Annotated in this window: 21 protein-coding genes and 2 tRNA genes; 16 read left to right on the forward strand and 7 right to left on the reverse strand. The window is 67.5% G+C overall.

What is annotated here, in order from left to right:
- Positions 1-9: 9 nt before the first annotated feature.
- The 6 genes from C0012_RS08755 to recO all read left to right on the forward strand — a co-directional run bounded on the left by C0012_RS08755 (position 10) and on the right by recO (position 6,501).
- Positions 10-1,026, forward strand: a complete 1,017-nt coding sequence (locus C0012_RS08755) for a PhoH family protein (protein WP_110588998.1) — start codon at positions 10-12, stop codon at positions 1,024-1,026.
- Positions 1,023-1,490, forward strand: a complete 468-nt coding sequence (gene ybeY, locus C0012_RS08760) for an rRNA maturation RNase YbeY (RefSeq protein ID WP_110588997.1) — start codon at positions 1,023-1,025, stop codon at positions 1,488-1,490. Before C0012_RS08755 ends, ybeY begins: the two co-directional genes overlap by 4 nt.
- The gene (locus C0012_RS08765; protein ID WP_110588996.1) at positions 1,487-2,878 is read left to right on the forward strand and encodes a hemolysin family protein; all 1,392 of its coding nucleotides are present in this window, start codon (positions 1,487-1,489) and stop codon (positions 2,876-2,878) included. Before ybeY ends, C0012_RS08765 begins: the two co-directional genes overlap by 4 nt.
- Positions 2,871-3,770, forward strand: coding sequence for a GTPase Era (gene era, locus C0012_RS08770; protein ID WP_110588995.1), 900 nt, complete (start codon positions 2,871-2,873; stop codon positions 3,768-3,770). The genes C0012_RS08765 and era overlap by 8 nt, the downstream gene beginning before the upstream one ends.
- 210 nt (positions 3,771-3,980) lie before the next feature.
- Positions 3,981-5,735 carry a 2-isopropylmalate synthase gene (gene leuA, locus C0012_RS08775; protein WP_110588994.1) on the forward strand — a complete coding sequence of 585 codons (1,755 nt, stop codon included), beginning with the start codon at positions 3,981-3,983 and terminating at the stop codon, positions 5,733-5,735.
- A 46-nt stretch (positions 5,736-5,781) separates the two neighbouring features.
- Positions 5,782-6,501 carry a DNA repair protein RecO gene (gene recO / locus C0012_RS08780; RefSeq protein WP_110588993.1) on the forward strand — a complete coding sequence of 240 codons (720 nt, stop codon included), beginning with the start codon at positions 5,782-5,784 and terminating at the stop codon, positions 6,499-6,501.
- A 96-nt stretch (positions 6,502-6,597) separates the two neighbouring features.
- On the opposite strand, the gene C0012_RS08785 is transcribed toward recO, so the two are convergent.
- Together C0012_RS08785 and C0012_RS08790 are read right to left on the reverse strand one after the other, a co-directional pair.
- The gene (locus tag C0012_RS08785) at positions 6,598-7,389 is read right to left on the reverse strand and encodes an isoprenyl transferase (RefSeq protein WP_110588992.1); all 792 of its coding nucleotides are present in this window, start codon (positions 7,387-7,389) and stop codon (positions 6,598-6,600) included.
- Positions 7,390-7,407: 18 nt separating this feature from the next.
- Entirely contained in the window at positions 7,408-7,905 is a 498-nt protein-coding gene (locus C0012_RS08790) for a glutathione peroxidase (RefSeq protein ID WP_110589392.1), read from the reverse strand.
- 104 nt (positions 7,906-8,009) lie between these two features.
- On the opposite strand from C0012_RS08790, the gene dusB reads away from it, so the two are divergent.
- The 7 genes from dusB to C0012_RS08825 all read left to right on the forward strand — a co-directional run bounded on the left by dusB (position 8,010) and on the right by C0012_RS08825 (position 15,485).
- Entirely contained in the window at positions 8,010-9,143 is a 1,134-nt protein-coding gene (gene dusB / locus C0012_RS08795; RefSeq protein WP_110589391.1) for a tRNA dihydrouridine synthase DusB, read from the forward strand.
- 4 nt (positions 9,144-9,147) lie between these two features.
- Complete coding sequence (locus tag C0012_RS08800; protein WP_232527839.1) at positions 9,148-10,476, forward strand: deoxyguanosinetriphosphate triphosphohydrolase; 1,329 nt, start codon at positions 9,148-9,150, stop codon at positions 10,474-10,476.
- Positions 10,476-12,320: a DNA primase gene (gene dnaG, locus C0012_RS08805; RefSeq protein ID WP_110588990.1), complete on the forward strand. Its 1,845-nt coding sequence runs from the start codon at positions 10,476-10,478 to the stop codon at positions 12,318-12,320. Before C0012_RS08800 ends, dnaG begins: the two co-directional genes overlap by 1 nt.
- A gap of 15 nt (positions 12,321-12,335) precedes the next feature.
- On the forward strand, positions 12,336-13,118 hold the full coding sequence (locus C0012_RS08810; protein ID WP_110588989.1) for an ATP-binding cassette domain-containing protein: 783 nt from the start codon (positions 12,336-12,338) through the stop codon (positions 13,116-13,118).
- A gap of 93 nt (positions 13,119-13,211) precedes the next feature.
- Positions 13,212-13,283, forward strand: a tRNA-Asn gene (locus C0012_RS08815).
- A gap of 146 nt (positions 13,284-13,429) precedes the next feature.
- Complete coding sequence (locus C0012_RS08820; RefSeq protein WP_110588988.1) at positions 13,430-14,689, forward strand: MFS transporter; 1,260 nt, start codon at positions 13,430-13,432, stop codon at positions 14,687-14,689.
- Positions 14,682-15,485, forward strand: a complete 804-nt coding sequence (locus C0012_RS08825; RefSeq protein WP_110588987.1) for a MerR family transcriptional regulator — start codon at positions 14,682-14,684, stop codon at positions 15,483-15,485. Before C0012_RS08820 ends, C0012_RS08825 begins: the two co-directional genes overlap by 8 nt.
- A gap of 199 nt (positions 15,486-15,684) precedes the next feature.
- Here the strand turns inward: C0012_RS08825 and C0012_RS08830 are convergent, their stop codons facing one another.
- Entirely contained in the window at positions 15,685-16,221 is a 537-nt protein-coding gene (locus C0012_RS08830) for a septum formation family protein (protein WP_110588986.1), read from the reverse strand.
- Positions 16,222-16,329: 108 nt separating this feature from the next.
- Positions 16,330-16,896, reverse strand: a complete 567-nt coding sequence (def, locus tag C0012_RS08835; RefSeq protein WP_110588985.1) for a peptide deformylase — start codon at positions 16,894-16,896, stop codon at positions 16,330-16,332.
- 128 nt (positions 16,897-17,024) lie between these two features.
- Between def and C0012_RS08840 the strand changes: the two genes are divergently transcribed.
- From C0012_RS08840 to C0012_RS08850, 3 genes are all read left to right on the forward strand, one after another.
- Positions 17,025-18,038 (forward strand): DMT family transporter, encoded by a 1,014-nt coding sequence (locus C0012_RS08840; RefSeq protein ID WP_232527840.1) that lies wholly within the window; start codon positions 17,025-17,027, stop codon positions 18,036-18,038.
- Between the two features lie 13 nt (positions 18,039-18,051).
- Positions 18,052-18,126: transfer RNA gene (locus C0012_RS08845), tRNA-Ile, on the forward strand.
- 146 nt (positions 18,127-18,272) lie between these two features.
- The gene (locus C0012_RS08850; RefSeq protein WP_110588984.1) at positions 18,273-18,770 is read left to right on the forward strand and encodes a DUF3145 domain-containing protein; all 498 of its coding nucleotides are present in this window, start codon (positions 18,273-18,275) and stop codon (positions 18,768-18,770) included.
- 58 nt (positions 18,771-18,828) lie between these two features.
- Here C0012_RS08850 and C0012_RS08855 read toward each other — a convergent pair whose 3' ends face one another.
- The 3 genes from C0012_RS08855 to C0012_RS08865 form a co-directional block, all read right to left on the reverse strand.
- A complete protein-coding gene (locus tag C0012_RS08855; protein WP_111466944.1) occupies positions 18,829-20,070 on the reverse strand; it encodes a beta-ketoacyl-[acyl-carrier-protein] synthase family protein in 1,242 nt (413 codons plus the stop codon).
- Positions 20,071-20,146: 76 nt separating this feature from the next.
- Positions 20,147-20,395 (reverse strand): acyl carrier protein, encoded by a 249-nt coding sequence (locus C0012_RS08860; RefSeq protein ID WP_110588982.1) that lies wholly within the window; start codon positions 20,393-20,395, stop codon positions 20,147-20,149.
- Positions 20,396-20,476: 81 nt separating this feature from the next.
- The gene (locus C0012_RS08865) at positions 20,477-21,478 is read right to left on the reverse strand and encodes a beta-ketoacyl-ACP synthase III (protein ID WP_110588981.1); all 1,002 of its coding nucleotides are present in this window, start codon (positions 21,476-21,478) and stop codon (positions 20,477-20,479) included.
- Between the last annotated feature and the right edge of the window lie 16 nt (positions 21,479-21,494).

Raw genomic sequence — 21,494 nt, forward strand, 5'->3', positions numbered from 1 at the left:
GGCGTCGCCATGGTGCAGCTCCTCGGTCCGCAGGACAAGCTGCTGCGCATGGTCGAGAGCGAGCATCCGGATGTCGATGTGCACGTACGAGGCAACGAGATCACGCTCTCGGGATCCGAGGACGACGTACGCGCCGCCCGTGCGCTTGTCGACGAGCTGCTCGAGATGACTCGCAAGGGTCACGACGTCGGCCCGGCGGACGTGCGCACGTCGAATCGCGTTCTCCAGGAATCGGGCGAGCGCCCGAGTGAGGCCCTCGGTGAGGCCATCCTGCAGACGCGCGGCAAGCTGATCCGCGCAAAGACGATGGGACAGCGCGACTACGTCGAGGCGATCGACCTGAACACGATCGTGTTCGGCATCGGGCCGGCAGGCACGGGAAAGACGTATCTCGCGATGGCCAAGGCCGTCCAGGCCCTGCAGCGGCGCGAGGTCAGCCGCATCATCCTCACGCGGCCCGCCGTCGAGGCGGGGGAGCGGCTCGGCTTCCTGCCGGGAAGCCTCACGGACAAGATCGACCCGTATCTGCGCCCGCTGTACGACGCGATCAACGAGATGATGGATCCGGAGGTCGTGCCGAAGCTCATCGCAACGGGCACGATCGAGGTCGCGCCGCTCGCCTACATGCGTGGGCGCACTCTCAACGACTCGTTCGTCGTTCTCGACGAGGCGCAGAACACGACGCCCGAGCAGATGAAGATGTTCCTCACGCGCCTGGGCTTCGGCACGAAGATGGTCGTCACGGGCGACATCACACAGGTCGATCTGCCCGGAGGCACGAGCGGACTGCGTGTCGTCAACAAGATACTCACGGGCGTCGACGACATCCACTTCGCTGAGCTGACGAGCGACGACGTCGTGCGTCACACGCTCGTGGGGCGGATCGTCGACGCGTACAGCGAGTACGACGAGAAGCGCACGGCCCGCCGCGCCGAGCTGGACGAGGCGCGCGAATTCGCGAACCGCGCCGAGCGGCGCCGAGGCATGACCCCCCGCGACAGGTCTCCGAAGCGAGGACGTTCATGATCGAGATCAACAACGAATCAGGCGTCGACATCGACGCCGACGCCCTGCTGCGCCTCGTGCAGCACGACCTGAATGCACTACATGTCAGCCCCGATGCTGAGCTCGCGATCGTTCTCGTCGACGAGGGCGCGATGGAGCAGCTGCACGTGCAGTGGATGGACGAACCGGGCCCCACCGACGTGCTGAGCTTTCCGATGGACGAGCTGCGCCCCGGATCCGCCGATATGCCGACCCCGCCGGGGCTTCTCGGCGACATCGTCGTCTGCCCGCAGGTCGCCGAGAACCAGGCGGAGACGGCGGGTCACTCGCTTCTCGACGAGATGTTTCTGCTCACGACGCACGGCCTACTCCATCTCCTCGGCTACGACCATGCTCTGCCCGAAGAGGAACGTCGTATGTTCGGTCTGCAGCGCGAGCTCCTCAGCTCCTTCGCGGCGAGTGAGAGGCGGCGCCGCCGCGCATGATCGAGGCACTTCTCATCCTCGGCGCCTTGGTGCTCGTCGCCGTCGCCGGCCTCATGACCGCCCTCGACTCCGCCCTGGCCGTGACGTCCACGGCGGATCTCGTCGACATGGCGGCGGAGGGGCGCAACACGCGATCCCTCGCCCACATCGCGCGCGATCGCGATGCGCATGACAACGCGCTGACTCTCCTGCGCGTGCTGTGCGATGTCGGGGCTGTCGTGCTCATGAGCTTGGCGTTCTCGCTGCTCTTCGAGAGCGCGCTGTGGGGCGTTCTGACGACCGTCATCGTCATGTCGATCCTCATCTACGTCGTCGTCGCCTCGGCGCCCACGACCGTCGGCCGGCGATACGCCGAGGGCCTTCTCGCATTCGGAGCGCCGGCGATCCGGGCCGCTCGCCTCGTCCTGGGGCCGATCGCGAAGCCGTTCGCGGCCGCGAGCGCGCGGGTGATCCCGGGGGCGCGGCGTCGCGGATTCGAGTCCGAGGAGCAGCTGCTCTCGATCGTCGACGAGGCCGCGACGCATGCTCTCATCGAGGACGACGATCGCGAGCTGATCCACTCGGTCTTCGACTTCACGGACCAGATCGTCCGCGCCGTCATGGTGCCGCGGACCGAGATGGTCACGGTCGACGCGGACGCGACCGCATCGGAGGCCGTGGACGCGTTCCTTTCCAGCGGCCTCTCGCGCCTTCCCGTCGTCGACGGCGACGTCGACAACGTCGTCGGAGTTCTCTACCTGAAGGACCTCATCCAGCACGCGTTCCGTGAGACACCGGGATGGCGTGCCGCGGCGGTGCGGGCGTTCGCACGTCCGGCACTGTTCGTGCCGGAGCAGATGCGGGCGGAGACGCTGCTGCAGCAGATGAAGACCGACCAGGTGCACGTCACTCTCGTCGTGGACGAGTACGGGGGCATCGCCGGCCTCGTGACGCTCGAGGACATCCTCGAGGAACTCGTCGGCGACATCGCGGACGAATATGACGCCCGTTCGAACGAGATCGTCGAGCTTCCGGATGGAAGCTTCCGCGTGAGCGCGGCGCTCGGCGCCGAGGAGGTCGGTGAGCTCTTCGGAATCGAGATCGATGATGAGGACGTCGACTCGATCGGAGGGCTCATGGCGAAGGAGCTCGGGCATATGCCGCAGCCGGGCGAGCAGGCGGAGGTGTCGGGCCTCGTCTTGACGGGAGGCACCTCGCGTGGCCGCGGGCGCGGGATTGCGACCGTCTTCGTCGACAGGACGCCCGCGCGGCGTGCCGTCGACGACGTGCTGGGTCGCAGCCCGCGCACGGGCGAGCTGAATCTCCCGGATCCGGATGAACTCGACCAGGCCTCCGGCTCCCGCCGGGGACAGCGGAAGACAAGCAAGAAGGGCGGCCACGATGAGTGACGCGCAGCGATCCGGATTCGTCACATTCGTCGGACGGCCCAACGTCGGCAAATCGACCCTCATGAACACGCTCGTGGGGGAGAAGGTGGCGATCACGAGCGAGAAGCCGCAGACGACGCGGCGCGCGATCCGCGGGATCCTGAACCGTCCCGGGGGTCAGCTCGTCGTCGTCGACACACCGGGCGTGCACCGGCCCCGTACGCTGCTCGGGCAGCGTCTCAACGATCTCGTCGAGACGGTTCTCGGCGACGTCGACATGATCGCGTTCTGCGCCCCCGCGAACGAGAAGGTCGGCCCGGGTGATCGCCGCATTGCCGAGTCCCTTTCTGGCTATCCGCGGGCGAAGAAGGTCGCGCTCGTCACGAAGACCGACGCGGCGAGCCGCGATCAGGTCATGGAACGACTGATGGAGGTCGATGCGCTTCGGGACGACTGGGCGGCCGTGATTCCGCTGTCGAGTGAGACCGGCGACCAACTCGATGTGCTGGCCGACGAGGTTCTCGCCCTGATGCCCGAAGGACCCGCGCTGTATCCCGAGGACGTCGTGACCGACGAGTCCCTTGAAGACCGCGTCGCAGAGATCATCCGCGAGTCTGCACTGGAAGGCGTGCGCGACGAGCTGCCCCACTCGATCGCGGTGCAGGTGCAGGAGATCGCGGCCCGCGACGAGGATCCGGAGCTCACCGATGTGTTCGCCGATATCGTCGTCGAGCGCGACAGTCAGAAGGCGATCATCATCGGGCGGAAGGGTTCGCGCCTGAAGGACGTCGGCTCTCGCGCTCGCGCGGGAATCGAGCCGCTCATCGGCACGCGCGTGTACCTGTCTCTGCACGTGCGCGTCGCGAAGGAATGGCAGCGAGACCCCAAGCATCTGGGGCGGCTGGGCTTCTGATCCGGCCTCGCCCTCCGCTGGATCTGAGCAATCTGCGCAGGCGCGGCGGATCATGGCGGTGCGCAGGCGAGCATCCTGCGTGCTATCGTGGCCACGTGCGACAGTTCGGTCTGCTTCTCCTTATCTGCCGCGACGAGACCTCGTAGTCAGGGCCTTCTCGTCGCGGAGCTTCGCGTGGCCCCTCCCACGTTTCGAAGGAACGAGAAGACAATGCAGAACAACCAGAAGCCGAGCGGCATGCCGATCCACAAGTACGTGCCGTTCCACGACCAGATCACGGTCGACCTGCCCGATCGCACGTGGCCCACGAAGCGCATCGAGAAGGCACCGCGGTGGTGTGCAGTCGATCTGCGAGATGGCAACCAGGCTCTCATCGACCCGATGACGCCCGACCGCAAGCGCATCATGTTCGAGCTGCTCGTCAAGATGGGCTACAAGGAGATCGAGGTCGGGTTCCCCTCGGCGAGCCAGACCGACTTCGACTTCGTGCGACAGCTCATCGAAGAGGATCTGATCCCCGACGACGTCACGATCCAGGTGCTGACACAGGCGCGTGAGCACCTCATCGCCCGCACGTACGAGTCGATCCGCGGCGCCAAGCAGGCGATCGTGCACCTCTACAACTCGACGAGCGTGCTGCAGCGCGAGGTCGTCTTCCGCACCGATGAGCAGGGAATCATCGACATCGCGCTCGAGGGTGCGCGCGCCTGCAAGAAGTACGAGCAGACGATCCCCGAGACCACCGTCTACTACGAGTACTCGCCCGAGTCGTACACGGGCACCGAGCTCGAGTTCGCGGTCGAGATCTGCAATCGGGTGATGGAGATCCTCGTCCCGACGCCCGAGCGCAAGGTCATCCTCAACCTGCCCGCGACGGTCGAGATGGCGACGCCCAATGTGTACGCCGATTCGATCGAGTGGATGAGCCGCAATCTCGACAACCGCGAGAACGTGATTCTCTCGCTGCACCCGCACAACGATCGCGGTACGGCCATCGCGGCAGCCGAGCTGGGGTACATGGCGGGTGCCGATCGCATCGAAGGGTGCCTGTTCGGCAACGGCGAGCGCACGGGCAATGTCGACCTCGTCGCCCTCGGCATCAACCTGTTCACGCAGGGCGTCGATCCGCAGATCGACTTCAGCGACATCGACCAGGTCAAGCGAACGGCCGAGTTCTGCAACCAGCTGCCTGTCCCCGAGCGCAGCCCGTGGGCCGGCGACCTCGTCTTCACGGCCTTCAGCGGATCCCACCAGGACGCGATCAAGAAGGGCTTCGAAGCGATGGCCCGGGCGGCCGAGGAACGCGGCGTGTCGACCGAGGAGATCCCCTGGGGCGTGCCCTATCTGCCCGTGGATCCGAAGGACCTCGGTCGCAGCTACGAGGCGGTCATCCGTGTCAACTCGCAGTCGGGCAAGGGAGGCGTCGCCTATCTGCTCAAGGCCGACCACAAGCTCGACCTGCCGCGCAAGCTGCAGATCGAGTTCTCGAACGTCGTGCAGGAGCACACCGACAGCGAGGGCGGCGAGGTCTCGAGCGACGACATCTGGAACATCTTCCAGGACGAGTTCCTGCCCTCCGGCGCGCCGGACACGAGCTGGGGTCGATACGAGCTGCTCGGGACGACGACAACGCACGTCTCGAACGGCGAGAGCGAGCTGCGGGCGACGCTGCGCGATGGTGACGAGGAGGTCGTCGTGACCCGCACGGGCAACGGTCCGGTCGCGGCATTCCTCGATGTCATGCGCGAGCGGGGGCACGAGATCACGCTGTACGACTACTCCGAGCACACCCTCAGCGCGTCGGGAGACGCCGAGGCGGCTGCGTACGTCGAGCTGCAGGTCGACGACCAGCGACTCTGGGGGGTCGGCGTCGACGGTGATATCGCGACGGCCTCGCTGAAGGCGATCATCTCGGCGGTGAACCGCTCGGTGCGCGTGCGCGACGAGGAGCTCGTCGAGGCGTGACCGCCTTTCGCGCTGCATCCCCTTCGTCCCGCGGGATAATGGCACGGTGCCCACATACCGTGACGACGCCGTCGTGCTTCGCACCCACAAACTGGGTGAAGCCGACCGGATCCTGACGCTGCTCACGAGGCAGCACGGCAAGGTCCGCGCGGTGGCGAAGGGGGTGCGGCGCACATCGAGCAAGTTCGGCGCGCGGCTCGAGCCATTCATGGCGGTCGACGCGCAGCTGTACGTCGGGAGAAACCTCGACATCGTTCAGCAGGTCGACCAGCTCGGCGCGTACGGTGCCGCCATCGCGGCCGATTACGACCGGTACATGGCCGCGAATGCGATGGCCGAGGCGGCCGACCGGCTTGTGGGGGAGGGCGACGCGCAGCCGCAGCAGTTCTTCCTTCTGGTCGGCGCGCTGCGTTCCCTGTCGCGGGGCGAGCATCCCGCGGGGGCGACGCGCGACTCGTATCTGCTCCGTGCACTCGGGCTGAGCGGGTGGACGGTGCAGCTCGACGCGTGCGCGCGGTGCGGGCTTGCGGGGCCTCACGACCGTTTCTCCGCGCCGACGGGCGGCGTCGTGTGCGACTCCTGTGCGCCGGCCGGCACGCCACGGGCCGACGCCGAGACGGTCGAGTTGCTTGCGGCGCTACTCGAGGGAGACTGGCCGAGGGTCGACGCCGCCGACCCGAGCGATCTCGATCGCGCCGGGGGCTTCGTCGCCGCCTACGCGCAGTTCCACCTCGAGCGCGCGATCCGTTCGCTCGGCAGGCGCTGACGGGCGCCGAGGATCTGAGTTCGTCCCGAGATACTGACGGTTCGGGGACTTTCGTCAGACGCTCGCGGAAGTCTCAGATCCTCGCGGCCCTGCCCGTCAGGCCTTGTCGATCGCGCCGCCGTAGCGGCGATCACGGCTGTGGAAGGTCTGGATCGCACGCCACAGGTTCTTGCGCGTGAACTCGGGCCACAACGCGTCGTCGAACACCATTTCGGCGTACGCGGCCTCCCACATCATGAAGTTGCTGGTGCGCTTCTCGCCCCCCGAGCGGATGAACAGATCGACGTCGGGCATGTTCGGCAGGTAGAGGCTCTTCGCGACGGTCTTCTCGTTGATGGCCGACGGCTTGAGACGTCCGGCCTGCACGTCCTCGGCCATCTTCCGCATCGCGTCGACGACCTCCCAACGCCCGCCGTAATTGATGCACATCGCCAGCGTCATCGTCGTGTTGTCGCGGGTCAGCTCTTCCGCGACTTCCAGATCCTTGATGACGGATCCCCACAGCTTCGGGCGCCTCCCGGCCCACCGCACGCGCACGCCCCACTCATTCAGCTGATCGCGGTGTCTGTGCAGCACCTCGCGGTTGAAACCCATGAGGAAGCGCACCTCGGCGGGCGAGCGCTTCCAGTTCTCGGTCGAGAATGCATACACCGAAAGGTGCTTCACGCCTGCCTGCACGGCGCCGGCGATGACGTCGAGCATGGCGTCGACGCCGACGCGATGTCCGTCGGTGCGGGGAAGGCCCTGCTGGTTCGCCCAGCGCCCGTTGCCGTCCATCACGATGGCGACGTGGTTCGGCACCGGTCCCGCGAATGCGGGTGGCTCCAGGCCCGTCCAGTTCAGAGGCTTGAACGGCACGGCGTCCGGATGCGTGTACGGCTTCGGCATCCCGCCATTATCGCGCGCCTAGCGCGGAAGGTTCTTCTCGATCAGCTCGACGATCGCGGGATCGTCGGGCGTCGTCTTCGGGCGGAAGCGCTCGACGTCGCCCGAGGGGAGGATCACGAACTTCTCGAAGTTCCAGGCGACTGGGCCCGCGAGCCCCGCGTGGTCCTTCGTCTTCTTGAGTGCTTTGTAGAGGGGAGCCGCGTGGGATCCGTTGACGCGCACCTTGTCCGCGATCGGGAACGACACGCCCCATGTCGTTGCGCAGTAGTCGAGGATCTCCTCCACCGATCCGGGCTCCTGACCCATGAACTGGTTGCAGGGAAAGCCGACGATCTGCAGGCCGCGATCGCCGTAGCTGCGCTGGAGCGCCTCGAGCTGCTCGTACTGCGGCGTGAGCCCGCACTTGCTGGCGACATTGACGACGAGAATCACGCCATCGCCGAAGTCTGCGAGGGTCTTCTCGGCGCCCTGGGCATCGGTGAAGGCGATTGTCCGGGGGTCGTTCTGGGCAGTCATGTCCACAGGCTACGACCCTTCGGCACCACCCAGGCGAAGAATGAGAGAATGAGCGTGTGACGATCGCCCTCGACGAAGCCCGCCCCGCGCCCCCCGTGCGCGACATGCCGTCCCTTCGCATCGGTCCGCTCACTCTCGACGTCCCCGTCGTTCTCGCACCGATGGCCGGAGTGACGAACATGGCGTTCCGCCGTCTGTGCCGGGAGTACGGCATCGGTCTCTACGTGACCGAGATGATCACGACCCGTGCGCTCGTCGAACGCAATGACGTGACGATGCGCCTCATCCAGCATCACGAGTCCGAGACTCCGCGCTCGATTCAGCTGTACGGCGTCGACCCGCGCTACACGGGCGAGGCGGCGCGGATCATCGCCGGTGAAGATCACGCCGACCATATCGACCTCAACTTCGGCTGCCCCGTTCCGAAGGTCACGCGCAAGGGCGGGGGATCCGCGCTGCCGTGGAAGCGCGATCTCTTCCGCGACATCGTGAAGAGCGCCGTCGACGCCGCGGGGGATGTCCCCGTCACGGTGAAGATGCGCAAGGGCATCGACGACGAGCACCTCTCCTTCCTCGAGGCCGGCCGCATCGCCGAAGACGTCGGGGCCGCAGGCGTCTCCTTGCACGCACGCACCCTCGAGGAGTCCTACTCGGGCACGGCAGACTGGTCGGCCATCGGCGAGCTCAAGCAGCACGTCACGAGCATCCCGGTGCTCGGCAACGGAGACATCTGGAGCGCTGACGACGCTGTGCGCATGGTGGACGAGACCGGGTGCGACGGCGTCGTCGTCGGCCGCGGGTGCCTCGGCCGGCCGTGGCTGTTCGGCGAGCTCGCGCGAGCGTTCGGGGGCGATGCCCCCCACGTCGATGCGACACTCGCGTTCGTCGCTCAGGCATTCCGCAGGCACGCCGAGCTGCTCGTCGAGTTCTACGAGGACGAGCTGCGCGGGTGCCGCGACATCCGAAAGCACGCGGGTTGGTACTTCAAGGGCTACCCCGTGGGCGGCGAGATGCGGGGTCGCTTCACGAAGGTCGATTCACTCGCGCAGATCGACGACCTCATCGCCGAGCTCGACCTCGACGCGCCCTACCCGGGCGAGCCCGTCGAGGGCCCGCGCGGCCGCTCGGGGCGCGCCCGCAGGCCGGTCCTGCCCGAGGGGTGGCTGGCCTCGCGCTCGATCGACGGGGCGGCTTCGGCCGAACTGCAGCACGCGGAACTGGACACCAGTGGCGGGTGAGCGCGTGCCCGTCCGCACGCCGGCCGGGTACACCGATCACGACACGCAGCGTTACGTCACCGAGCGGCACCGTTCCGCCCGCGGACACTTCGCGCGCGACCGCGCCCGCGTCCTGCACTCGGCCGCATTGCGGCGCCTGGCCGCGAAGACGCAGGTCCTCTCGCCCGCGAGCGACGCCGACTTCGCCCGCAATCGGCTGACCCACTCGCTCGAGGTGGCCCAGGTGGGCCGGGAGCTTGCGATGGCGCTCGGCCTCGACGAGGACGTCGTCGATGCCGCCTGCCTCAGCCACGACCTCGGACACCCGCCGTTCGGACACAACGGCGAGCGCGCACTCAACGAGTGGGCGGCCGACATCGGCGGCTTCGAGGGCAACGCGCAGTCGCTGCGGATCCTCACGAGGCTCGAGGCCAAGGTGCTCGACGGAGAGACGTCGGTCGGTCTGAACCTGACGCGCGCGACGCTCGACGCGACGTGCAAATACCCGTGGACGGTCGCGGATCCGGTCGCCGATCCGGGCGGGCGCCTGAAGTTCGGCGTGTACCCCGAGGACGAGGAGATCTACCGCTGGATGCGTGCCGGAGCGCCGGAGCGCGTGCGCTGCATCGAGGCCGAGGTCATGGATCTCTCCGACGACATCGCCTACTCGGTGCACGACTTCGAGGATGCCGTCGTCAACGGGTACGTCGACGTCGCTCGTCTCGCCGATCCTGTCGAGCACCATCCGCTCGTCGGCAAGATCCAGGCGTGGGTCGGCTACGACTACAGCCGCGACGAGCTCGCAGACGCGTTGTATCGCCTGACACGGCAGCCGATGTGGCTGACGTCCTTCGATCGTTCGCGACAGGCGCTCGCGCGCCTGAAGAATCTCACGAGCGATCTGATCGGGCGCTTCGCGAGTACGGCCGTCGCGGCCACGCGCGCGGCGTATCCGGGCGACACGCTCACGCGGTATGCCGCGCACGTCGTCGTCCCCCGGGAGATCGAACTCGAGATCGCTGTCCTCAAGGGCATCATGGGTGCCTCGATCGTGACGATCGACGCACGGCGCAGCGTGTACGCCGAGCAGCGCCGCGTCCTCACCCGCATCGCCGACGCGCTGTGGGCCGCTGACACCCTGTGGTCGTCGGGGGCGGATCAGCTCGATCCGGCGTTCGCCGCTGACTTCGTCCACGCGGGGAGTGACGCGGAGCGGAAGCGCGTCATCGTCGATCAGGTTGCGAGCCTCACCGACCAGACGGCCGTCGCCTGGCACGCGCGTCTCGTCGGCGAGATCGACCCCGCCGAAGTGGGAATCCGGATGCGGGCCGCTCAGCCGGCCGAGGTGTTCTGATGCCGCGCATCCGGCAGGCCGACATCGACGAGGTGAAGGCCCGCACGAACATCGCCGACATCATCGGCGAGCGCGTGGCGCTCAAATCAGCTGGCGTCGGATCGCTCAAGGGGCTCTGCCCTTTCCACGACGAGAAGAGCCCGAGCTTCAATGTGCGGCCCAGCCAGGGCTTCTACCACTGCTTCGGGTGCGGTGAATCGGGCGACGTCTACACCTTCCTCCGCGAAATGGACCATCTGACGTTCTCCGAGGCGGTGGAGAGGGTGGCACAGCGGGTCGGCTATCAGCTCACCTACGAGGAGGGCGGTCCGGCGCCCGAGACGAGCGGTCGGTCCCGGCTGTACGCCGCGCACACACAGGCGGCCGAGTTCTTCCGGCAGCAGCTGCTCTCGCCCGAGGCCGAGCCGGCGCGCGCCTTCCTCGGGCAGCGCGGCTTCGATCCGGGTGCCGCATCGCACTTCGGCGTGGGGTATGCGCCGCGGGGCTGGGACGGGTTGCTGACGCACCTGACGGGGCAGGGGTTCTCTCGCGATGAGCTCGTCACCGCGGGCCTCGTCTCGACGAACCAGCGCGGCGGAGTCTACGACCGTTTCCGCGGCCGTCTCGTGTGGCCGATCCGCGATGTGACCGGGCAGACGATCGGCTTCGGGGCACGTCGGCTCTTCGAGGACGACAAGGGACCGAAATACCTCAACACCCCCGAGACGCCGATCTACAAGAAGAACCAGGTGCTGTACGGCCTCGATCTCGCCAAGCGGGACATCTCGCGCGGCGACCCGAAACGAGTCGTGGTCGTGGAGGGGTACACCGACGTCATGGCGTGTCACCTCGCGGGGCTCACGACCGCGATCGCCACGTGCGGTACGGCTTTCGGCAGCGAGCACATCCGCACCCTGCGCCGCGTGATGGGCGACGACTCGGCGACGGGCGAGGTGGTCTTCACGTTCGACGGTGACGAGGCCGGCCAGAAGGCGGCCCTGCGTGCGTTCTCCGACGCGGATCGCTTCTCGGCGCAGACCTTCGTCGCGGTCGCGCCCGACGGGCTGGATCCCTGCGATCTGCGCCTCGAACGGGGTGACGCGGCCGTGCGCTCGCTCCTCGACCATCGGACCCCGATGTTCGAGTTCGTCATCGACCGCAAGATCTCGGGTTTCCCGCTCTCGAGCGTCGAGGGTCGCGTGGGTGCGCTCCGAGCGGCCGCGCCCATCGTGGCCGAGATCCGGGACCGTCTCATCCGCCCGGGCTATGAGCGCGTCCTCGCGCAGCGGCTCGGGATGGATCCGACGGACGTCCACCGCGAGGTCGAGCGCGCCGCGCGCGGTGAGGGGCGTCGCGAGGAGAGGGCGGCACCGCCCGATCCCGGCGCGGCGGCCGCGCCTGCCACGACGCTCGCCACGCTGCCGCGGACGAGGGACGTTGCGATCGAGCGCGACGTGCTCACGGGGATCCTCCAGTACGGGCACCGAATCGAGCCCGCGCTGCTGCATCAGGCGCTGCATGCCGCCTTCCGCACGCCGGCGCTCGACGCCGTGCGCGGTGCGATCGCGTCGGTCGACCGCACGCGCCCTGGATGGGGACAGGCGGCGATCGACCAGCTGCCACAGGCTCTGCGACAGCTCGGTGGCGAGGTGCTGATGCGCGACTTCCCGGCGCGCGACGAAGAGCATGCGGCGCTGTCGGCGAACGACCTGTGCCGACGGATCATCGTGCGCGCGCTCGACGCCGAGAAGCACGAACTGCTCGGCGCGGTGCAGCGGGTCGCGCCGGAGTCGGAGGAAGGGCGCGCCGTGCGCATGCGTCTGCGCGATCTCGACCAAGAGCGTCGCCGTCTCGTCGACGAGTGAGGGCAGGATGGAACCATGCGCATTCCAGAGCTGACCGAGTGGGCCGTGCGGGCCGATGATCTGAGCATCGCACGGGGACGCGGTGCCGACGCCGTGCGCGCCGTCGACGGCGTGACGACCGAGCTGCCGTTCGGGGGCGCACTCTGCGTTTCGGGGTCGACCGGATCGGGGAAGTCCTCGCTGGCCGCGGCCCTCGCAGGCGTCGGAGGCGACATGCGCGTCGTCGGGGGAGAGGCGACGGTCTGCGGCATTCCGGTGCGCAACCCTGGCCGATCGCGCAGCGTGCTGACCTATCGCGTCGGGTATCTCGCGCAGGACGCGGGCCCCACGCTCGATCCGGACCTCACGGTCGGCGAGTCGATCGTTCTGCCGATCGTGGCACGCGAGCCGCGTGTCAGCCGGCGAGGTCTCGAGGTGCGTGTATCGAATCTTCTCGACGAGGTGCGCCTGCCACTCGGTGCGTCCGGGAAGTTCCCGCATGAGCTCAGTGCGGGCATGCGTCAGCGTGTCGCCCTCGCGCGGGCGCTCGTCATGGATCCGCGCCTGCTCATCGCCGACGAGCCGCTGACGGGCATCGACGTCGAGGTGCGCCACGTGGTGCGAGACGCGATTCTGCGCCGCCGAGACGAGTGGCAGATGTCGGCGCTCGTCGTCGCGAACGATTCGTCCTTCGCCGAGGAGATCGGAGCCGATCGCATCGTGCTCGACCAGGGGGCCGTGGTGACGCTGCGTCGTGCGGGAGAGGATGCGGTCGTCACGCCCGGCGCGGAGGAGTCCCTCGCCTTCCTGGAGGCGTGAGGAGTCGCGACGCGCCCGGCCGTGCGCGCGGTTTCGAGGACGGCGCGCGCGTTTGCTAAGCTTTTCGAGTTGCGCGATGCGCAGCCCGAATGATCCTCGGTAGCTCAATGGCAGAGCAGCCGGCTGTTAACCGGCAGGTTATTGGTTCGAGTCCAATCCGGGGAGCAAGTCGAAACCCCCGGATCCCGTGGAAACACTGGGATCCGGGGGTTTTCGTCTTGATAGGCGGTCCGGTGAGCGGGCCCCGTGGACGTAACTTGCGGGCCGTTCCCGCTTGACCCCGACGCGGCGTCATAGTTTTAGCTCATCCCATGACGCTTCTTGCTGCTACATATCTGTCTTCCTACACGCTTTCGGCGCTCGGGAACTCCATCGCAGCCATCGTGCTGCCCCTGCTGGTGCTCCAGTCAACAGGCAGCGCGCTGGCGGCAGGCACCGTGGCAGCCGCCACGATCGTGCCCGCCGTCTTTGCTGGAATCTTCATGGGTGTGGTCATCGACAGGATCAACCGACGGACCTCGTCGGTGCTGACGGACCTCGTCTCCGCTCTCGCCATGGGAGCCCTTCCCCTCGTCGACATGATCACCGGTCTCTCGGTGGGTTGGTTCGTCCTGTTCGGAATCATCGGCGCCATCGGAGATGTCCCAGGGATCACCGCACGGGAAGCGTTGCTCCCTGCCGTCATCCGACACGGCGGTGTCTCCGCAGAGCGCATCACAGGCGCGCGCGAAGCGCTCGGTGCGGTTGCCGTCCTCGTCGGCCCGGCGGCCGCAGCGTTCATGCTCACCGCCTGGGGTGGCGCCACTGCGCTCTGGGTCACAGCTGGCACCTCACTGGCCGCTGCCCTGCTGACCATGCTGATTCCCCACCACGTAGGAACCCTCGAAGAGACGACCGCAGTCAACGCGGCCTCAGGGCAGCGGGTCTGGGGGCAACTGCGAGAAGGGTGGACGGAGATGATCCACAACAAGTTCGTCCTGGTCACCACGATCCTGACCACCTCCGCGGTCATCGCCATCGGAGGCCTCCAGGGCATGATCCTGCCGTTCTACTTCACCGAGATCAATCGTCCCGGACTGCTTGGCCTGGTCATCAGTGCCATCGCGGCGGGCTCGCTGGTCGGTGGTGGGGTCTACGCCGTTGCCGGAACGCGCGGTTCTCGTCGCGGATGGTTCGTGACAGGCTCTCTCGGCAGCGTGCTCGGCCTCGCGATCGTGGCGTCACTGGTATCGGTCTGGACACTCTTCCTCGGCGCGTTCGTCCTGGGGTTCTCGGTCGGCCTCTTCGGAGCTCTGGTCGGTGTGCTCTCCATCGAGCGGATCCCAGAGGATAAGCGCGGACGTGTGCTGGGCACCCAGAACACGTTCGTCACAGCAGCCTCACCCTTGGGCATCTTCCTGGCCGGAGTGATGACGGAGCTCTTGGGGCTCCACACGGCGTTGGTGATGCTCGCCGCGATGTGGTCCCTGGGGCTCTTCGTGGCGTTGGGCGCCCGATCCATGCGTAACCTGGAGAGACCCGGATCCGCTCAAGACCAAGTCCGCGAGGTGAACGGGGCGCGTGATGCGTAGCAGCGACCTTGCCAGCCGTGCAGGCATCACCGTGCGAACTCTGCGGCACTATCACCAGATCGGGCTCCTCGCGGAACCAGCGCGGTCCAGCAATGGCTACCGCGACTACGACACCCATGCGCTGGTGCGAGTGCTGCGGATCCGTCGCCTGGCGGCACTCGGCTTCTCCCTCCCACAGATCGCGGCCATTCTCGATGGAAACGATCCACCGTCAGATGCTGTTTTCGACGCTTTGGACACGGAGTACGCGGCGCAGATCGAGCACCTGACCCGCCAACGCGAACTGCTCGCCCACCTCCGGCGCTACGGAGCATTCCCAGACCTTCCTCCGGAGATCGCCGCGTTCCACAGTGTCCTGCGAGACTCTGGTCTGCCCGCGGGGGCGGCGGCGACTGACCGGGATCACACTCTTCTGCTGATGCATCTCATCGGCCCGGAGGGAAAGGACTATCTGACATCGATCTATGAGCTGCTCAGTCGCCCGGACCGCGCCTCCGCCGTGGCGGCGGCCCTGACGGCCTGGGCGAGCCTCGATGGCGAGAGCACATCGGACGAGATCATGCATCTCGCCGACGAGCTCATCGATCTATTCCTGCCGGTCATTGCCGAACTGGCTGCGCTGACCACGGGCCTCGCGGACTTTCCAATGGCTCGAGAGCGCATCTTCCAACAGCACACCACGAACTATCTCACGCCGGCCCAGCAGACGGTCCTCGACAAGGTCCGCGCCGGTCTCGCTCACTCGGCTGATGTGGCCCAGCGGCGGCCTCAACACGACGCAGAAGGACAACAGTGAGCGCTCTCATCGTCACCGCCCGCACGACGACTCTTGTCAGCGTCGGCTGAGCCTCGATTCCCTCGTGGCCCCTGGAAGCACGTGGTGGCTGCCGGACGAGCATCTCTCGTGATCATCGTTGCCCTCGGCAACCGGGAGGATCAGTTTCGGAGAAGAGAGCACGACCCACTCGGCCCCGGACAATCGCCGGGGTGCTGTTTCAGCGCGCGGCGCCCTCGAGGCTTCCCTCGACCTGCACCACCTGCTGGCCGTTTTCGTCCGACGCCTCGTAGATCACGCACTGGATCACATCGTCGCCTGCAGCCCACGATTCCTCGCCGGGGGAGTAGTAGCTGAACCACAGCGTCGCCGAGTTCTGGAACGGGACGCCGACGAACGCCTCGAACTCGGCGTCGCACCGCTGCAGCGCGTCGTCGCTGATGGCCGCGTCTCCGGGCCATTCCTCTCCGAGATCGAGCGTGTACTCGTAGTACATCTCGTAGTCGTGCGGTTCCGCGCACGGCACGACCTCGATGTCGAAGATCTCATCGCCGGAGGTGTCGGGCTCGAGGAAGCAATCGCCGACCTGGACGTCGAAGACGGACTCGGTGCCGCCCTCCTGCACCTCGCCGGTTTCGGAGTCGCGCTCGGCGCCGCCGAGCAACGAGCTGACGTTGATGCACCCGGCGAGCGAAGAAGCGAGGAGAAGAGCACCGCCGGCAGCGGCGATGCGGAGGGCGCGGGGCCGAGAGAACATGCTGAGTCCAGTCTGTGTCGCTGTGTCGAGGCGTGCGGAGACGTCCCTCCGCCGCGGGACAGGCTACCGGAGCAGGATCCCGCCCGTGCTCCGATGACTTTCGGTGCGTCAGCCTTCGAGGTCGTCGATCCCGGGCGTCCAGCTCTCGCCCGGGCGGCCCCACCGGCGCTTCTTCGCGATCTTCTGCGCGGTCTTCCAATCGCCGTCTCCGAGGCGGTCGATGTAGAGCACGCCGTCGAGGTGGTCGAACTCGTGCTGCATGATGCGTGCGCGCCAGCCCGACACCTCGATCCGCACCGGGGCGCCCTCGAGGTCGGTTCCGGTCACGATCACGCGGTCGGATCGGCGCAGCGGGAAACTCTCCCCGGGGAACGACAGACACCCTTCCGATTCGGTGTCCTCATCCGGCTCGCCCGGTTCGGTCGGGACCATCCACAGCTCGGGGTTGATCACCTCGCCGCGCCACGGGGCCCCTTCGTCGTCCTCGTAGGTGTAGGTGTAGAGACGCAGCGCGACGCCGACCTGCGGGGCGGCGAGGCCGACGCCGGGAGCGGCGTCCATCGTCTCGTACATGTCGGCGACGAGCGTGCGGATCTCGTCGGTGATCTCGTCGACGGGCGCGGCGGGCGCGTGGAGGACGGGGTCACCCCAGATGCGAATGGGCAGGATCGGCATCCCTCCAGGCTACCGAGCGCGCCTGCGAGGGAAGCACACGCGGCGGGGTCGAGGCTCTCTCTGGCAGCCCCCTGAGATCGGCAGGGGTCTTCCGGGATCTGCAGGTGTGACGACTAGGGTGAACAACTGTGACGTGGGGAGAGCCGATCGGGGCGGCTGATATCTCGCCTGACGACTTCGTCGGGCTGTTCGACAATCCCGGGCTGCTGCTCGGGATCCCGTTGGCGATCGCCGGCGCCGTTTTCATGTCGCTTGGGGCGCAGTACCAGAGCCGAGGTGTGCGGAAGGTCGAGCGGCTCGCGGGAGCGACGGGGCGGACGGGGCTCGGTGCCGTCCACCTGACGCGCCTTGTGAAGCGACCGTCATGGGTGGCGGGGACGCTGCTGCTCGGCGCCGCGATCCTGTGTCAGCTGTCGGCGCTGGCGATCGCGCCGCTTATCGTCGTGCAGCCCCTGGGGGCGATCTCGCTCGTGATCACGACGCTTCTGAACGCGCAGGTGACGGGCCACACGCCGACGCGGGCGTCGTTGACCTCCATCGGGCTGTGTGTCGGCGGGATCTTCGTCTTCGTGTTCTTCGCCGCGCTCTACGCCGTCGAGCATCCGCTCGAAGACACGCAGGTGCTCGTGCTTCTCGTCATTCTGTTCGTCGTACTCATCGCCGTCGGGGCCGCCTGGCTTCTCTTCAAGGCGCGCGCGGGGGCATTGTTCTACATTACGGGCGCGGGGGTGCTCTACGGCTTCGTCGCGACTCTCGCGAAGGTGATCATCAAGCGGATCCAGGACGGCAACGTCGACCTGCTGACGATCGCCTGCGGCGTCGCTCTCGCGGCCGCGGGGGTCGCCGGCGCTTACTTCGTGCAGACGGCGTACTCGTCGGGCCCGCCCGATCTCGTCATCGCCGGGCTGACGGTCGTGGATCCGATCGTCGCCGTCGTCATCGGGGCGACGCTGCTCGGGGAGGCGGCGCGCGCACCGGTCTGGACGGTTGTCATCTGGACGCTCGCCGGCGCCGTTGCCACGGTCGGTGTCATTCTGCTCGCGCGCCACCATCCTCAGGTCGTCAGCGAGAGCCAGGAGCTCCCGATCGAGCGGGGCAGCGACAAGCGGCACGACGAGGATGATCGAGGCGACTACCGGTAGGCTCGATCTGCCCGGGGCGGTAGCCAAGATGGTCAAGGCAGCGAGCTCATAACTCGACGATCCGTGGGTTCAAGTCCCACCCGCCCCACACAATTCCGGGGGGTCAGATACATCGACCTTGTGTTTCGGCATTTCCTGAGCCAGAATACGGAGGGAAAGCCGAATACGTCAGATCGCCAGATCAGCGCCGTTCAGGTACGGAGGGGAAGCCGCACCTGACGAAACGGAGAGATCATGGCGACACCGGTTGCGCGCGGAGTGGTCTTCATCCACTCGGCCCCAAAAGCGCTGTGCCCGCATCTCGAGTGGGCGGTCGGGCGCTCGATCGGCAAGGCAGTGAATTTTGCCTGGCAGGACCAGCCTGTCCTCGGCGGATCGCGGCGTGCGGAGTTCGTCTGGGACGGTCCGGCAGGCACGGGGGCGGCGATCGCCACCGCGATCCGCGGCTGGGAGCACCTCCGATTCGAGGTGACGGAGGAGCCGACGCCTCGTTCGACCGGAGGCCGGTGGATGCACACGCCCGATCTCGGCATCCACTTCTCGCCGATGGATGCTTCCGGCAGCATCGTCGTGCCGGAAGAGCGTATCCGCGCGGCGATGGAGAACGTCGATCCGCTCGAGATGCGGCGCGAGCTCGACACGGCGCTCGGCAGCGCCTGGGACGACGAGCTCGAGATCTTCCGCACGGCCGGTGACGATGCACCCGTGGTCTGGCTGCACAAGGTCGGCTGAGCGCGCACAGAACAACGGCGGCCCCCGGAGAGTACTCCGGGGGCCGCCGTGATGTGTGTCAGTCGTCGTAGGACGCGAACGCGGCGACCGCGTTGTGCCCGCCGAAGCCGAACGAGTTGCTGATCGCGAGCTGACGCCCGTCGCCGAGCGAGCGCGCCTCGCCCGATGCGCTGACCGGGATCTCCGGATCCTGATTCGCGAGGTTGATCGTCGGGGGAGCGGTGCGCTCCTGAATCGCCTTGACGGTGAAGACCGATTCGATCGCCCCGGTGCCGCCCAGCAGATGCCCTGTCGACGCCTTCGTGGCGCTGACCGGGATCTCCCGCGCTCGGTCTCCGAAGACCGACGCAAGCGCCGTGAACTCCGAGGGATCGCCGACCGGGGTCGACGTCGCGTGAGCGTTGATGTGGGTCACGTCGTCGGGGGAGACGTCGGCCACCCGCAGAGCCGCCGTAATCGCGCGCGCGGCTCCCTGACCCGTGGGGTCGTTCGCCGTGATGTGGTGCGAGTCTGCCGTGACGCCCGTGCCGACGAGCTCGGCGTAGATGCGTGCGCCGCGCGCCTTCGCGTGTTCCTCGGTCTCCAGGACGAGGACGGCCGCGCCCTCTCCCATGACGAAACCGTCGCGGTCGACGTCGAACGGACGCGAAGCGGTGGCGGGGTCGTCATTGCGGCGCGACAGCGCCTGCATGGAGGCGAAAGAGGCGATCGTGATGGGGTGGATGGCCGACTCGGCACCGCCCGCGATGATCACGTCGGCCGCGCCGGACTGCAGGTGCTGATAGGCGCTGTCGAGCGACTCGACGCTCGACGCGCACGCGGACGCGACCGTACGTGCGAACGCGCGGGCCCCGAAGTGAAGCGACAGGAACCCGGCCGCCGAGTTCGGCATCAGCATCGGCACGGTCATCGGCATGACGCGCCGCGGGCCCTTCTCGCGCAGGGTGTCCCAGGCGTTGAGCAGGGTCCAGACGCCGCCGATCCCCGTTGCGAAGTCGATGCCGAGGCGTTCGGGCTCGACGTCCGGTTCGCCCGCGTCGCGCCATGCCTCCATCGCGGCGACGAGACCGAACTGCGTGGAGATATCAAGGCGCTTGGCCGTCGGGCGATCGAGGATCGTCTCCGGACGGACGGACGCCTCTGCGGCGAAGGTGACGGGGAGACTGTACTCGTCGACCCAGTCGTACTCGAGGGCGCGCGCGCCCGATACGCCGTCGAGGAGGTTCTTCCAGTTGTCTGCCACTGTGCCGCCGAGGGCGGAGGTGGCACCCATCCCGGTCACGACGATGCGCTTGGTCATTCGTGGTTCCCTTGCTCCGAGTTGATCAGTGATGACAGGGCGCCGCGTCGCTCACGCGACGCGGCGCCCGAATGCCTCACTCCGCGTTCGACGTGATGTAGTCGACCGCGTTCTTCACCGTCTTGAGGTTCTTGACCTCGTCGTCGGGGATCGTCACGCCGAACTTCTCCTCGGCGTTGACGACGATGGTCATCATCGAGATCGAGTCGATGTCGAGGTCGTCGGTGAACGACTTCTCCAGTGCGACCTCGCCGGCGTCGATTCCGGTCTCGTCGGTGATGAGCTCGGCCAGGCCCGCGAGGACCTCATCGGTGTTGAGTGCCATGGATTCTCTCCTTGATCGTGGCTGTTCGGGTTCGGTTGGCTCGGGAAACCGCCACTCAGTCTATGGGTGACGGAGCCGTGTTCATGGCAGGACGACGACCTGCGCGGCGTAGACGAGGCCCGCGCCGAAGCCGATCTGCAGGGAAAGGCCTCCCGAGAGCTCGGGCCGTTCCTGCAGGAGACGGTGCGTCGCGAGGGGGATCGAGGCGGCAGAAGTGTTGCCCGTCGTCTCGATATCGCGGCCGATCGCGACGGATTCGGGCAGACCGAGCTGCTTGGCGAACTCGTCGATGATCCGTCCATTGGCCTGATGGGGGACGAAGGCCGCAAGATCTTCGGGCGCGACGCCTGCGTCGTCGAGCGCCTTCTTTGCGACCTTCACCATGTCCCAGACGGCCCAGCGGAAGACGCTCGGACCCTCCTGGCGCAGCGTCGGCCACTCGGCCTCGCCGTCGCGGAACTGCGTGAGCGTGCCGTTCATGCCGACGAGCGCCGCCTTCGAGCCGTCGGATCCCCACTGCGAAGCCGAGACGCCCGGCGTCTCGCTCGGGCCGAGGACGGCTGCGCCGGCCCCGTCGCCGAGGAGGAAGGAGATCGAACGGTCGGTGGGGTCGACGACGTCACTGAGCTTCTCGGCGCCGATCACGACGGCGTACGTCGCGGCTCCGGTCCGGATGAGGGCGTCTGCCTGCGCGATTCCGTAGCAGTACCCGGCGCACGCAGCGTTCGTGTCGTAGGCCGCGGCGGGGGTCGCGCCGATGGCGTCGGCGACGAGCGCCGACATCGACGGCGTCTGCTGCATATTGCTGATCGTGGCGCAGATCACGAGACCGATCTGCGAGGGGTCGATGCCCGCCTTCTCCACGGCTTCCTTCGCGGCCGCGATCGCAAGATCTGTCGCGCTCGTCTCCTTCTCGGCGCGCGTGCGCGTCACGATTCCGGTGCGCTGACGGATCCACTCGTCGCTCGAATTGATCGGCCCGATGAGGTCGTCGTTGGGGACGGCACGTTCGCCTCGGGCGGCGCCCATGGCGAGGATCCGGGAATGGGCGTGAGTGGGGGCTTCGGTGAGGACGGCAGTCATCTCTTCTTCCTGCGGC

It is taken from the genome of Microbacterium suaedae (assembly GCF_003254645.1).
In the GTDB taxonomy this organism is placed as follows: Bacteria; Actinomycetota; Actinomycetes; order Actinomycetales; family Microbacteriaceae; genus Microbacterium; species Microbacterium suaedae.